This is a genomic window from Streptomyces sp. NPDC051207, assembly GCF_040682395.1.
GTDB lineage: Bacteria > Actinomycetota > Actinomycetes > Streptomycetales > Streptomycetaceae > Streptomyces.
Map to the genome: position 1 here is coordinate 1 of NZ_JBFBAX010000025.1, position 12,821 is coordinate 12,821.

Here is a 12,821-nt window from a genome sequence, read left to right on the forward strand (position 1 = left end):
CAGCAGCAGCGCGGCGTCCAGCTCGCGCGAGCCGTAGGACTGCGTGAAGGTGCGGACGTCCGTAGCAAGGGGAAGGGCGGCCTCTCTGTGCCTGGGCCGGGCCCGGGGCAACTACCGGTCACGAGTTTTCCCGGATCAGACATGAGGGCTGCCGTCACCGGACCGCACGGTCGTACGCAGGGCGATGAGGGCCGCCAGGAGGGAGAGGACGGCCAGCACGCCGAACATCTGGGAGTAGCCGCCCAAGGGCAGGACGAGCACGGCTCCGGCGAACGGTGCCAGTGCCGCGGCCATCGAGGCGGGAGCGGCGAGGAGTCCTGACAGCCGGCCGTAATGCGTGGTGCCCCACCGGTCGGTCACCGCCGTGGCCTGGAGAAGAGTGAGGTTGCCTCGGACCGCGCCGGCCGCGATCGACAGGCCGACCAGCAGGGCGTATGGGCCGGGGACGAGCGCGAGGGCCGCTGTGGTGACACCGCCGAGCGCGATCAGGGCGGTGGTGCGGGCGGTCGGTCGGGTGTGGCGCGCGAGTGCGGCATACAGAGTGCGGCCCAGAGTCTGTCCGGCACCGCCGAGGCCGAGGGCCCAGGCCGCCTGGGTGGTGGTGTATCCCCGTTCGAGAAGCAACGGCACCAGAGCAATGACGACGGCGTACATCGCGAATGACGAGAAGGTCAGCGCTGCTGCCAGCATCCAGAACGGGCGCGTTCGCTCCGCCCGCTCAGCGGCCTGTTCCGCCATTACGGGTGAGTGGGGCGCGTCAGGCCAGGGAACCTTCAGGGCGAGGGCATGCGCCGGGATCGTGATCACGGCCAGGACTGCGGCGAGCACCAGGTAGGTCGTGCGCCAGGACGTGTGGTCGGCGAGTACGGCGGTCACGGGGGCGAAGACCGTGGAGGCGAGACCGCCGGCGAGCGTCACGATGGTCATGGCGCGGATGTGGTCGGGCGCCCACCAGCGGGTGAGGGCCGCGAAGGCGGGCTGGTAGAAGGTGGACGCCATGGCGAGTCCGGCGCACAGCCATCCGGCCACGAACACGACGATGTTGGGGGCTGCTGCCACGATCACGAGGCTGAGCACGCCGAGGACCGAGCCGGGCGTCATGACGGCGCGCGGCCCGCGGTGGTCGAGCAGGCGCCCCACGCGGATTCCGGCCAGTGCGGAGACCAGCAGTGCCGCGGAGAAGGCGGCCGTGGTCGCGCCTGTGGACCAGCCGGTGTCAGCGGTGATCTGCGGGTTCAGGACGGGGAAGGCGTAGTAGACGATGCCCCAGCTGGTGATCTGCGTGGCGCAGAGCGCGGGCAGGGCGGCGCGGGGCCGCGACCGGTCCCCTGTTCCGGTCGCGGCCCCGCTGGTGGCGACGTCGGTCATGAGCCGCAGCATCCGCCGCCCGACGCCTGCTCGGTGGGTGCGGTCGGCTCGGTCGCCGGGGCGCTGCCGATCTGGACCAGAGCGGGCGCGGGGGCGCAGCAGCCTCCGGCGTCGGCATCGGCGTCGGGCTGGTCGAAGAGTCCGGCGCCGCCGCAGACCCCGGTTTCGGGCAGGGTGAGCTCGACACGGTCGGCGGCCTCCAGGTCGCCGGCGATGGCGGCGGCCACGGAGCGGACCTGCTCGTAGCCGGTCATGGCCAGGAACGTCGGCGCGCGGCCGTAGGACTTCATGCCGACGAGGTAGATGCCCTGTTCGGGGTGGGACAGCTCGCGGTGGCCGTGGGGGTACACGGTGCCGCAGGAGTGCTGGTTGGGGTCGATCAGCGGTGCGAGCTCGACCGGCGCCTGGAGGCGCTCGTCCAGGTTGAGGCGGACCTCGGACAGGAACGACAGGTCGGGACGGAAGCCGGTCAGCACGATCACCTCGTCCACGGCATCGAGGCGTCGGCCGTCCTCGCCCACCAGCACGAGTCGGCCGTCACCGTCGCGCTCGATCGCCTCGGTGCGGAACCCAGTGACGGCATCGGCGTAGCCCTCGTCGACGGCGGCCTTCGCCGCGAGGCCCAGGGCGCCTCGGGCGGGAAGCTGGTCGGCGGTGCCGCCGCCGAAGGTGGAGCCCGAGATCCCGCGGCGCAGGATCCACACCGCCCGCGTCCCGGTGCCGTCGTCGGACTTGGCGAGGTCGGAGAGGTAGGCCAGGGCGGTGAAGGCGGAGGCGCCCGAGCCGATGACCGCCGTGCGCTTCCCGGCGTAACGGGCCTGTATGGCCGGGTCCTTGAGGTCGGGGACACGGTAGGTGACGTGGTCGGCGGCGGCCTTCTCGCCCAGCGCCGGGAGGCCGCTGCCGCCGGCCGGGCTCGGTGTGGTCCAGGTGCCGGAGGCGTCGATCACCGCGCGGGCGAAGACGCGCTCTTCCGTGCCGTCCGCGTTCCTGAGGTGCACGACGAAGGGCTGGGTTTCCCGGTCGGCGTCGACGATCCGGTCACGGCCGGCTCGGGAGACGCCGGTGACGGTGGCGCCGAAGCGGACTCGCTCGCCCAGGACGTCGGCGAGTGGCTGAAGGTAGTGCTTGGCCCAGTCACCGCCCGAGGGGTAGGTGGCGGGGTCCGGCTTGACCCAGCCGGTGGGGGCGAGCAGCTTCTCCGCGGCAGGGTCGGTGACCTCGCCCCAGGTGGAGAACAGCCGCACGTGCGCCCACTCGCGCACTGCCGCTCCGGCGGCCGGACCGGCTTCCAGGATCAGGGGCTCGATGCCGTGGTCGACGAGGTGGGCGGCAGCGGCCAGCCCGGTCGGTCCGGCTCCGATCACAACGACGGGCAGCTCGGCGGTGGCGGGCGCGTTCACGGCGACTCCCTGCATGTTTCGACATCTGTCAATGGCTTGCGCAGCCAGCATGGCACCTGATTCGATGAGCGTCAACATAGACATTCACCGAATCAGGCGAGGATGGTTCATGGAGCACATCGATGTAGCGGTGATCGGCGGCGGTCAGTCCGGGCTGGCCGCGGCGCAGGCCCTGCTGCGGGAGAGACTTCAGCCGGTGGTCCTGGAGGCGTCCGAACGGGCCGCCGGGTCGTGGCCGCGCTACTACGACAGCCTCACCCTGTTCTCACCCGCCCGGTACAGCTCACTGCCGGTGATGCCGTTCCCCGGCGGCGATCCGGACCGCTACCCGCACCGGGACGAGGTCATCGCCTACCTGACCGCCTACGCCGCCCGCCTGGACGCCGACGTCCGCACCCGCAGCCGCGTCACCGCCGTGCGGGCAGACGGCCCGGGGTTCGTCGTGGAGTTGGAGGGCGGCGGGCGCCTGGCGGCCCGGGCGGTGGTCGCCGCATCCGGCACCTTCGGCCGCCCGCATCGTCCGGGGTTGCCTGGCCTGGAGCGGTTTACGGGTGCGGTGCTGCACGCCGCCGACTACCGACGCCCCGAGCCCTTCGCCGGTCAGCGAGTGGTCGTGGTGGGCGCCGGGAACTCCGCGGTGCAGATCGCCGCCGAACTCGCCGCCGTGGCACAGGTGACGCTCGCCAGCCGTCACCCGGTGAAGTTCGCGCGTCAGCGCATTCTCGGCCGCGACCTGCACTTCTGGCTGAAGCGAATCGGCCTCGACACCGCCCCGCTCGGCCGCCTGGTGCGGACTCCGCCGACCCAGTTGGTCATCGACGACGGCCACTACCGGGCCGCGGTCGCGGACGGAGCGCCGGACCGGCGGGAGCTGTTCACCGACGCCGAGGGCAGCAAAGTGACCTGGGCCGACGGGAGCGCCGAGGCGGTGGACACGATCCTGCTCGCCACCGGCTACCGCCCGGACCTGCCCTACCTTGCACCGCTCGGCGCCCTCGACGGTACGGGTCATCCGCTGCACCGCGACGGCGCGTCCTCCGTGCGCCCGGGCCTGGCGTTCACCGGCCTGGAATGGCAGCGAAGCCTGTCCTCCAACTCCCTGCGCGGTGTGGGCCGCGACGCAGCCCGCGCCGCTCGGAGACTGGCCGCCCACCTGTCCAGCACGTGATGTCGCTTGCCACCCTCCCCCACTTGGTTCGACATATGTCAACATAGACGTATGTCAAACGCGAGGGTGTTGCCGCTGCTGGAGCCTGACGCCGGCCAGGTTGTGGTGCCGTGCTGCCCGCCGCTCACCGAGCGCCCCATGACCGCGCAGGAGGCCGAGACCGCCGCGCGGATGTTCAAGGCGCTCGGCGATCCGGTGCGTCTGCGGCTGTTCTCGGCGGTGGCCTCGCACGAGGGCGGCGAGGCGTGCGTGTGCGACATCTCCGATGTCGGCGTCTCCCAGCCGACGGTCTCCCACCACCTGAAGAAGCTCAAGGAGGCCGGGCTGCTCACTTCGGAGCGGCGCGGCACGTGGGTGTACTACCGGGTCGAGCCGTCCGTCCTTGCGGCGATGGGCAAGCTCCTGACGACTGCGGATGCGGCCTGACGCCCGGGCCGGATCGAGCTACCGACTCCTGGCTGAGTGCCCCGGCGCCTGGTTACCAGCCTCTGATGATCAGTACTGCGCGGGAATCGCACAGGTAGCCACGCGTCAGACGAGGTGGGCGGCCAGCTCGCGTTCCAAGACGGCCTTCGGCTTGGCGCCGACGATGGTCTGCACTACCTCACCGCTCTTGTAGACGTTCATCGTCGGGATGGACATCACGCCGTACTGGGCGGCGATGGCCGGGTTCTCGTCGATGTTGAGCTTGACGATCTCGATCTTGTCGCCGTGCTCGGCTGCGATCGCCTCCAGGGAAGGCGCCAGCTGGCGGCACGGGCCGCACCAGGCGGCCCAGAAGTCGACCAGGACGGGCTTGTCGCTCTTGAGGACGTCCTGCTCGAAGGAGTCCTCGGTCACGTTCTTGAGAGCCATGGGGTGCTTCTCTCCTGCGGGTGGGGCGTCAGACGGCGGCCGCGAGCGGCTCGTCCTCGGTGTGGGACTCGCTCGTGCCCGCATCGGCGAGGGCTGCGAGGTACCGCTCGGCGTCGAGTGCGGCCGCGCATCCGGTGCCGGCGGCGGTGATGGCCTGGCGGTAGGTGTGGTCGACGACGTCACCGGCGGCGAAGACGCCGGGGATGTTCGTGCGGGTGGACGGGGACTGCACCTTGAGGTAGCCGTCCTCGTCCAGCTCCAGCTGGCCTTTGAACAGTTCGGTGCGCGGGTCGTGGCCGATCGCGATGAACAGGCCGGAGACGTCCAGGTCGCTGGTGGCGCCGGTGAAGACGTCGCGGAGCACGACGCCGCCGAGCATGCCGTCCTTCTCCTTGATCTCGGCGATCTCGCTGTCGAAGGCGAAGGAGATCTTGTCGTCGGCGAAGGCCCGGTTCTGCATGACCTGGGAGGCGCGCAGGGTGGAACGGCGGTGGACCACCGTGACCGAGCGAGCGAAGCGGGTGAGGAAGGTGGCCTCCTCCATCGCGGTGTCGCCGCCGCCGACCACGACGATGTCCCGGTCACGGAAGAAGAAGCCGTCGCAGGTGGCGCACCAGGACACGCCGCGCCCGGACAGTTCCTCCTCGTTCGGCAGGCCGAGCTTGCGGTAGCCGGAACCGGTCGCGACGATCACGGCCCGCGCCCGGTGCACGGTTCCGGCGGTGTCGGTGACGGTCTTGATGTCCCCGCTCAGGTCGACTTCGACGGCATCGTCCTCGACGATCTCGGCGCCGAACCTCTCGGCCTGCGACCGCATGTTCAGCATGAGATCCGGGCCGTCGATGCCCTCGGGAAAGCCGGGGAAGTTCTCGACCTCGGTGGTCGTCGTGAGCGAGCCGCCTACGAAGATGGCGCCACCGAAGACGAGCGGCTTGAGGCTGGCACGGGCGGTGTAGAGGGCGGCGGTGTATCCGGCGGGTCCGGAGCCGATGACGATGACGTTCCGGATCTCGCTCACGCGGTGGTCTCCGGCTTCTCCGGCGCGATCTCCTCGATCAGGCCCTCGACCAGCTTCTTGATCTCGTCGCGGATCGGCCGCACGGCCTCGACGCCCTGGCCGGCCGGGTCGTCCAGCTGCCAGTCGAGGTACTTCTTGCCGGGGAAGACGGGGCAGGTGTCGCCGCAGCCCATGGTGATGCAGACGTCCGACTCCTTGACCGCGTCGATGGTCAGAATCTTGGGGGTCTCGGCGGAGATGTCGATTCCGACCTCACGCATGGCCTCGACGGCGGCCGGGTTGACCTGGTCGCCGGGCGCGGAACCGGCGGAGCGGACCTCGACGCGGTCCCCGGCCAGGTGGCTCAGCCACGCGGCGGCCATCTGGGAGCGGCCAGCGTTGTGGACACAGACGAAGAGCACGGAGGGCTTGTCGGACATCAGAGGTCTCTCTTGTCTCGCAGGAACGGGCACGGCTCACATCAGCACCCGGTGGTGTCAGCTATCACTGATGTGAGAGTATCAGCCCATGATGACGTCAGTCGACACTGACCTGATCCGGGTTCTGGCCGACCCGCTCAGGCTCCGGATCGTGACCTTGCTGGCCAGAGAGACCCTGTGTACCACCCACCTGGTGGAGGAGACCGGCGCACGTCAGACCAACCTCTCCAACCACCTGAGAGTGCTGCGCGAGGCCGGGGTCGTCGAGACGGAGCCGTGCGGCCGGTACACGTACTACAAGGTGCGCCCGGACGTCATCGCCCAGCTCGCCGGCCAGTTCGCCGACCTGGCCGAGTCCGCTCGCAATGCCGCCGACAACAAGAGGGCCTGTCCGTGACCCGCACTGAAGCACCCGCGACCACCGAAGAATCGGTGGTCGCGAAGCTGTCGACGCTCGACCGCTTCCTCGCCGTCTGGATCCTGCTCGCCATGGCCATCGGCCTCGGCCTCGGCCGTGTGATCCCCGGCCTCAACGACGCCCTCGCGAAGGTCGAGATCGGCGGCATCTCCCTGCCGATCGCCATCGGCCTGCTGATCATGATGTACCCGGTGCTGGCCAAGGTCCGCTACGACAAGCTCGACGCCGTCACCGGCGACAAGAGGCTCATGGCCTCGTCGCTGGTCATCAACTGGATCGTCGGCCCGGCGGTCATGTTCGCGCTGGCCTGGATCTTCCTGCCGGACCTGCCCGAGTACCGCACCGGCCTGATCATCGTCGGCCTGGCCCGCTGCATCGCCATGGTCATCATCTGGAACGACCTCGCCTGTGGCGACCGTGAAGCAGCCGCCGTGCTCGTGGCACTGAACTCGGTCTTCCAGGTGCTGGCGTTCGGCGTGCTGGGCTGGTTCTATCTCGACCTGCTGCCGGGCTGGCTGGGTCTGGGCAACGGCGAGCAGCTCGACATCTCCATGTGGAAGATCGCCCTGAACGTCGTCATCTTCCTCGGCATCCCGCTGCTGGCCGGCTTCCTCACCCGCCGCGTCGGCGAGCAGAAGCTCGGCCGCGAGAAGTACGAGTCGAGCTTCCTGCCGAAGATCGGCCCGTGGGCCCTGTACGGCCTGCTCTTCACGATCGTCATCCTCTTCGCCCTGCAGGGGAAGACCATCACCTCGCAGCCGCTGGACGTCGCCCGTATCGCGCTTCCGCTGCTGGTGTACTTCGCCGTGATGTGGTTCGGCACGTTCGCCCTCGGCAAGGTCATCGGCCTCGCCTACGACCGCACCGCGACCCTCGCCTTCACCGCGGCGGGCAACAACTTCGAGCTGGCCATCGCGGTCGCCATCGCCACCTTCGGCGTGACCTCCGGCCAGGCCCTGTCAGGCGTCGTCGGGCCCCTGATCGAGGTGCCGGTCCTGGTCGCGCTGGTGTACGTGTCGCTGGCCTGGCGGCGGAAGTTCACCGCCGGTCGGCAGCTGACGGCGGCACCGCAGGAGAGCTGATGCACTGCCTGGACCGCACTGGCATGGTGCGGACCTCGTGACGGCCGCCCGGCGCACGCAGGTGGTGATCGTCGGCGGCGGCCAGTCCGGGCTCGCCGCCGGCTACCACCTGCGCCGCCTCGGCGTGGACTTCGTCATCCTCGACGCCCAGGCCGAGCCGGGCGGCGCCTGGCAACACGCCTGGGACTCGCTGCACCTGTTCTCCCCGGCCGCGTACTCCTCGCTGCCCGGGCGGCCCATGCCCGTACAGGCGGGGGAGGCCTACCCGGACGCACGGCACGTGGTCGGCTACCTCACCGACTACGAGCACCGGTACGGCCTTCCAGTGCACCGGCCGGTCCGCGTCTCCGGCGTCCACCGGGACGGCGGACTCCTGCGCGTCGAGACCGGCTCGGGCGACTGGCGTGCCCAGGCCGTCATCAGCGCCACCGGCACCTGGTGGCGCCCCTTCCTACCCGCCGTGCCCGGGCGCTCGGACTTCCGAGGACGACAGTTGCACACCGTCGAGTACCGCAATCCGCGCGGCTTCGCCGGACAGCGCGTCGTCGTGGTCGGCGGCGGCAACTCCGGCGCGCAGATCGCCGCGGACCTGGCGTACGACACCGAGCTGACCTGGGTGACCCAGCGCCCACCTCGCTTCCTCGCCGACGACATCGACGGCCGCGCCCTGTTCGACGCGGCCTCCGCCCGCCGTCGCGCCCTTGAGGAGGGCCGTGCCGACACCGGGGGCGTCGCCTCGCTCGGCGACATCGTGGCCGTACCGCCCGTACGCGAGGCGCGGGACGCCGGGCTGCTCAAGGCATCGCCGATGTTCACACGCCTCGACCGCGACGGAGTCGCCTGGGCCGAGGGCACGCGGGCTCCGGCTGACGCGGTCATCTGGTGCACCGGCTTCCGTCCGGCCCTCTCGCACCTGGCGCCCCTGGGCCTGCGCGGCCCTCGCGGCCACATCGCCACCGCGGGCACGCGAGCCGTGGACGAACCGCGTCTGCATCTGCTCGGCTACGGAGACTGGACCGGCCCTGCCTCGGCCACCCTCATCGGCGTCGGCCGCCCGGCCCGCGACGCGGCCCGCGAAATCGGCGAACTCCTCAGAGACAGAGGCTGATCCGGTGCCGTCAGCTCAACGTGCTGACGACCTTGCGTACCTCGGCTGCGACGGATTCCGGCAGTGGCGCGTAGTGAATCCTGGCCAGCGGATTTCGGGGCATCAACTGCGCGCGACCGGAGGGGGCCAGGAACTTCCTGGCCCGCACTCAGCCCAGTGCCAACGCCCTACGCCTGGTCATGGCCGCCTGAGGTCGACCAGCTGCTCGGACTCTTTATTCACAGCCTCTTGCACGACGTTTGTCAGGCACTGAGCGAGCGGGACGCAGGCTCCGAGCCAGAGCAGGCAGATACGGAGCAGATGTGAGCGCCCCCGGACTCACCGGAGGCGCGCAGTCGGATCGTCGAGCCCACCGTCCGCCGGAAGATGGCCGTACTGTTGATAGGGCATGTCATCCGGGTTCTTTTCGAGCCTCGTACGCCGCCACGCCGCGTCGAACGAGAGGTTGCCCCGGCTGGCCCGCGCCAGCCGCCCAGCGCGCCAACTCGTCCACGGCGTAAGCAGCCACCGCCACACGGACGTGCTCACCGGACCACCACGTCCGCAAGCACGGGTCGGACCTGCCGCCCTCCTCACGACTCACCCGCCGGATCCACCACGACGTGCCCGTTGACCAGTGCCTGGGCCTTTGCGGCGTGGTGTGGTCGCTGGGCGCTGTGCATGCCGGCGGCCAGGAGGGTGTACAGCATCTGTTTCTGGGTGTGGTCGGGGAAGCTGGAGAGGAACTCGCGCAGCACTTCGACGGCTTCGTGTTCGACGGTCCGTTCGTCCTCGGGGCGGTGCTGGGCGAACACCCCGGCTACCGTGCTCACCTTGTCGGCGAGGGTGGGGAGTTGGGACAAGTCCGCGTTGTCTCGCTCGATCCATCGCGCCAACAGGGCCGCTGGGTTGGCTAGTTCCACGGCGAGCGCGTCGGTCTTCTGCCGGCGGAGGAGATCGGTAACGGCCTGCCGACGTTGAGCGGCCAGCAGTGCGGCCACGGCGGCCCGATCGTCGGGCAGCAGATCGAGCGTCAGCTCGGCCGTGAACTCGACGGGAGGGTCGGTGGGCAGCCGACGCAGCCGGGCGAGATGCTGGCCGCAGACGTCCCGCGCCGAAGCGAGATCGGCTGGGTCGCACGTCTTGGAGACCTTGCCCGCAGCAGCCCTGAGCGTGCTGCGCACCGCCCCCGCGATCTCCTCCACCGGGCCTGGGTACGGCGGCTCGGTGAGCACCGTGGCCGTGATCCGGGCGCTGAAGCCGATTCCGGGGCAGGCACTGCGCAGGCGGACTTCGAAGCGGCTCAGACCGCGCCGTACCGCCCTGCGCTCGCGGCGGCGCGACCATCTTGTGGAGGCCATCGGTCAGGACCCGGCCGAAGCGTGTTCGTGGGCGGAGACAAGAGACGACAACGCCGGGGGCAGCCGGAGGTCCTTGCGCAGTTCGATGACCGCCTCGCCGTCGGCGACCCCGGGCTCGCCGAAGATGAGGGCCGAGACCGGAGTGGCGACCAGGTGATCCAGAACGACCTGGTTGATGATCTCCGTCATGAGCTCGGTCGGCACGTCCGCCGTCTTCCGCACCTCGGCCCAAGCGGCCAGCAGCTGTCGGCATTCCGCTTCGACGCGGGTGTCGGCCAGAGCCGCTTTCCAGCCGGCCACAAGCGCTTCCCTGACGTCTTGCTTCAGCTCGGCCGCGGCCAGCATGACCTGTAGAACGTACGGATCCACGCTTGGATCCAGCAGCGACAGGAAGGCTCGGTGTCCCGCCAGGTGCTTCTTCTCGGTAGCCCACTTGATGACCGTGTTCCATACGCGTGGCAGCTGGCCGTCGCGTGCGGCTATGTCCCGCAGCGCCTCCTGCGCCGTCCGTACGGCCTCGTCCGGCTCGGGCCGGTCGAGAATGTGCCGCAGGCGGACGAGGGCCTGGCGCGGGTAGTGCTCGGCGAACTCACCACGGCAGACCAGGGCGACGACCGTTGCGACGGCTTTCGAAGTCTCCTGCGCAGAGTCCAGCAATAGACCCCGGACCCCGGCGCCCAGTGTGTCCGACTCCGCGGCGACGGTCAGGAAGCGGGCGATCAGTGCACGGTGCTCGGGGCTGTCTGCTCCGTTGTCGATCCAGGCGTGGACCTTCTGGACGACCCGGATGTCGTTCTCGGCGACGGCCAGTTCGACCAGGAGGTCGCTGATGGCAGCCAGGTCGCTACCCGCCCCCTTCGGGGATGTGATGGTGTCCAGCCACTTCAGCAGGTGCGGGTGGATGTCGGCACGCTGCTGCCACAGGTGGAGCAGGACCGCACGGGCGTATCCGGGCTTGTGGTCCAGGGACACCGTCCGCCCGGTGACCTCGGCGCCCATCGCGGTCAGCCGGCTGGTCAGATCCGGTCCGGTCAGGATCGTGCGGACGTCTGCCTTCGGTGATTCACCCAGCAGTTCCCGGGCGCCGTCCTGAACAGTCAGCGCATCCTTGCCGTTGAGGAAGACAGAGGAGATCAACAGGGCGCGGTCATCCGGATTGTTCTCGGTCGCGGAGAAGACGTCCCGCACGTCGGTGCGCCACTCCTGGAAGGCGCTCAGGGCTCTCTCGAGACCCTTCGGGGAGTCTTCCGCAGCGGCGAGTTTGGCGGGCCAGGTCGGCGGCGTCCGCAGGTCGGCTGCCGTCGGTCAGTTGCTGCGCTGCCTTGCCGGCCAGGCCAGTGCCCGACGGCACACCGGTCAGCCAGTGCAGGCGGCCCGGCTGGTGGTGCACGTACTCTAAATGCATCCTGGCCACGCGACGCGCGGACGGTCGAGCCGTGGCACGGACGACGACGCCCGCTACCGCCCCCGCCACCGCCTCGGGCCAGCCGTGTTCATCGGCGATCACAACGAGGAACGTGCCCGAGAGCCTCAGCTCTCCCGCGTAACTCACCAGTTGCTGAGCGAAAGCGCCCCGATTCTGCCAGGCGCTGATCTCCGCAGCCACGTCCAGCAGGTAGCCCGTGCCCGGCTCATCAGGCAGCTCGGCGACGTCCGGGGAGCCCGGTTTCTCCCAGTCGGGCACGATCTCCTGGAGCTTGAGGGACTGGCCTTGGGCCACCTCCCACAACGCCTTGATTCCGGCGGTTCGCTTGCCATACCCAGGCGGGCCCGTGACGACTGCCAGGCGAGGCCCGTTCCCGGTGAGACGGGCGACGGCCTTCTCTGCGGTCGGCACGCGCTGGTCGCGCACATCCAGCTCCACCCACGCCCGTCGTACGACGTCGAGCTCGGCCTGCGGGATGTTGACCACCGGCAGCTGCGGCTTGTCCTTCATCGTGATGGAGCCGGCGGCCACGATGATCTTCGAGTTCTGGTTGCCGTCGACCTGCACTTGGAAGCCAGGCATCGGCGGGGCGGCGAGCGGAGGCGGAGGCGGTACGGGCCCGGAAAAACTGTCCTCATTCACCGGCTCTGCTCCGGAGCGCGGTAGTGGAAGCCGCCCGAGGCGTTGATGTCGCCGCCGGAGATGACGACCATGCTGTCGGTGTTGTGGTGCACGCTCGTCCGCGCCCCACCGCCGTCGTTCGCCCCCTTGGCCTGGTCGACCACGTCTTGGAGTTCCTGTGCCGCATCCGGGTGCTTCTGCAGAAACGCCGCCAGCTGGATCATCAGCTCGTTCCGAAGCCGGTCCTCCACCGATCCGCGCTCGCTCTCCGAGCTGTCGACGAGCCGTTGCCGCGCAGCGTCGATGAGCCGCAGTTCCTGCGCGGCACTCTCCTCCCCACCCCGCCGGAAGAGCCGGGCCACCCCTGCCCGCATCGACTCCCATGTGCTCCTGGCCATCTCGGCGACCAGAGCGCCGGCCCCCACACCCGCGATCTGCATGATCTCCAACGTGTCCCCCATGGTCATGGCCGTTTCCCCTGCTCGACGACGCGTGCAGGGGGCAGCGGCATATTCGACCCATCAGGGTGGATGCCGTCGACAGGGGCGGCAATCGAACACATTTGCCAGATACTGGAATCGGTAATCATCACGCG

At 69.9% G+C, this 12,821-nt stretch carries 14 protein-coding genes; 5 read left to right on the forward strand and 9 right to left on the reverse strand.

Annotated features, from left to right (window positions below; genetic code table 11):
- Positions 1-135: 135 nt before the first annotated feature.
- The gene (locus tag AB0M97_RS22810; RefSeq protein ID WP_365962781.1) at positions 136-1,368 is read right to left on the reverse strand and encodes an MFS transporter; all 1,233 of its coding nucleotides are present in this window, start codon (positions 1,366-1,368) and stop codon (positions 136-138) included.
- Positions 1,365-2,771 (reverse strand): NAD(P)-binding domain-containing protein, encoded by a 1,407-nt coding sequence (locus AB0M97_RS22815; protein ID WP_365962782.1) that lies wholly within the window; start codon positions 2,769-2,771, stop codon positions 1,365-1,367. The genes AB0M97_RS22810 and AB0M97_RS22815 overlap by 4 nt, the downstream gene beginning before the upstream one ends.
- 109 nt (positions 2,772-2,880) lie before the next feature.
- Here AB0M97_RS22815 and AB0M97_RS22820 point away from each other — a divergent pair, with 109 nt between their 5' ends.
- On the forward strand, positions 2,881-3,939 hold the full coding sequence (locus tag AB0M97_RS22820) for an NAD(P)/FAD-dependent oxidoreductase (RefSeq protein ID WP_365962783.1): 1,059 nt from the start codon (positions 2,881-2,883) through the stop codon (positions 3,937-3,939).
- A 51-nt stretch (positions 3,940-3,990) separates the two neighbouring features.
- Positions 3,991-4,365 (forward strand): metalloregulator ArsR/SmtB family transcription factor, encoded by a 375-nt coding sequence (locus AB0M97_RS22825; RefSeq protein ID WP_102910770.1) that lies wholly within the window; start codon positions 3,991-3,993, stop codon positions 4,363-4,365.
- A gap of 105 nt (positions 4,366-4,470) precedes the next feature.
- Here the strand turns inward: AB0M97_RS22825 and trxA are convergent, their stop codons facing one another.
- Genes trxA through AB0M97_RS22840 form a run of 3 tightly spaced genes read right to left on the reverse strand, consistent with a single transcriptional unit; the run spans position 4,471 to position 6,231 of the window.
- Positions 4,471-4,794 (reverse strand): thioredoxin, encoded by a 324-nt coding sequence (gene trxA, locus AB0M97_RS22830; RefSeq protein ID WP_365962784.1) that lies wholly within the window; start codon positions 4,792-4,794, stop codon positions 4,471-4,473.
- 28 nt (positions 4,795-4,822) lie between these two features.
- Complete coding sequence (trxB, locus tag AB0M97_RS22835; protein WP_365962785.1) at positions 4,823-5,812, reverse strand: thioredoxin-disulfide reductase; 990 nt, start codon at positions 5,810-5,812, stop codon at positions 4,823-4,825.
- A complete protein-coding gene (locus tag AB0M97_RS22840) occupies positions 5,809-6,231 on the reverse strand; it encodes an arsenate reductase ArsC (protein WP_328336361.1) in 423 nt (140 codons plus the stop codon). The genes trxB and AB0M97_RS22840 overlap by 4 nt, the downstream gene beginning before the upstream one ends.
- Positions 6,232-6,319: 88 nt before the next feature.
- Between AB0M97_RS22840 and AB0M97_RS22845 the strand changes: the two genes are divergently transcribed.
- From AB0M97_RS22845 to AB0M97_RS22855, 3 genes are read left to right on the forward strand one after another with little or no spacing between them, the layout of a single operon-like run.
- Positions 6,320-6,628 (forward strand): metalloregulator ArsR/SmtB family transcription factor, encoded by a 309-nt coding sequence (locus AB0M97_RS22845; protein ID WP_365962786.1) that lies wholly within the window; start codon positions 6,320-6,322, stop codon positions 6,626-6,628.
- Positions 6,625-7,731, forward strand: coding sequence for an ACR3 family arsenite efflux transporter (arsB, locus tag AB0M97_RS22850; protein WP_365962787.1), 1,107 nt, complete (start codon positions 6,625-6,627; stop codon positions 7,729-7,731). Before AB0M97_RS22845 ends, arsB begins: the two co-directional genes overlap by 4 nt.
- Positions 7,732-7,768: 37 nt before the next feature.
- Positions 7,769-8,839 carry an ArsO family NAD(P)H-dependent flavin-containing monooxygenase gene (locus tag AB0M97_RS22855; RefSeq protein WP_365962788.1) on the forward strand — a complete coding sequence of 357 codons (1,071 nt, stop codon included), beginning with the start codon at positions 7,769-7,771 and terminating at the stop codon, positions 8,837-8,839.
- Positions 8,840-9,411: 572 nt separating this feature from the next.
- Here the strand turns inward: AB0M97_RS22855 and AB0M97_RS22860 are convergent.
- The 4 genes from AB0M97_RS22860 to AB0M97_RS22875 all read right to left on the reverse strand — a co-directional run bounded on the left by AB0M97_RS22860 (position 9,412) and on the right by AB0M97_RS22875 (position 12,693).
- Entirely contained in the window at positions 9,412-10,023 is a 612-nt protein-coding gene (locus AB0M97_RS22860; RefSeq protein ID WP_365962789.1) for a hypothetical protein, read from the reverse strand.
- 159 nt (positions 10,024-10,182) lie between these two features.
- Positions 10,183-11,367: a hypothetical protein gene (locus tag AB0M97_RS22865; RefSeq protein WP_365962790.1), complete on the reverse strand. Its 1,185-nt coding sequence runs from the start codon at positions 11,365-11,367 to the stop codon at positions 10,183-10,185.
- Positions 11,327-12,247, reverse strand: coding sequence for a hypothetical protein (locus AB0M97_RS22870; RefSeq protein ID WP_365962791.1), 921 nt, complete (start codon positions 12,245-12,247; stop codon positions 11,327-11,329). Before AB0M97_RS22870 ends, AB0M97_RS22865 begins: the two co-directional genes overlap by 41 nt.
- Positions 12,244-12,693: a hypothetical protein gene (locus AB0M97_RS22875; RefSeq protein WP_365962792.1), complete on the reverse strand. Its 450-nt coding sequence runs from the start codon at positions 12,691-12,693 to the stop codon at positions 12,244-12,246. Before AB0M97_RS22875 ends, AB0M97_RS22870 begins: the two co-directional genes overlap by 4 nt.
- Positions 12,694-12,821 lie beyond the last annotated feature (128 nt).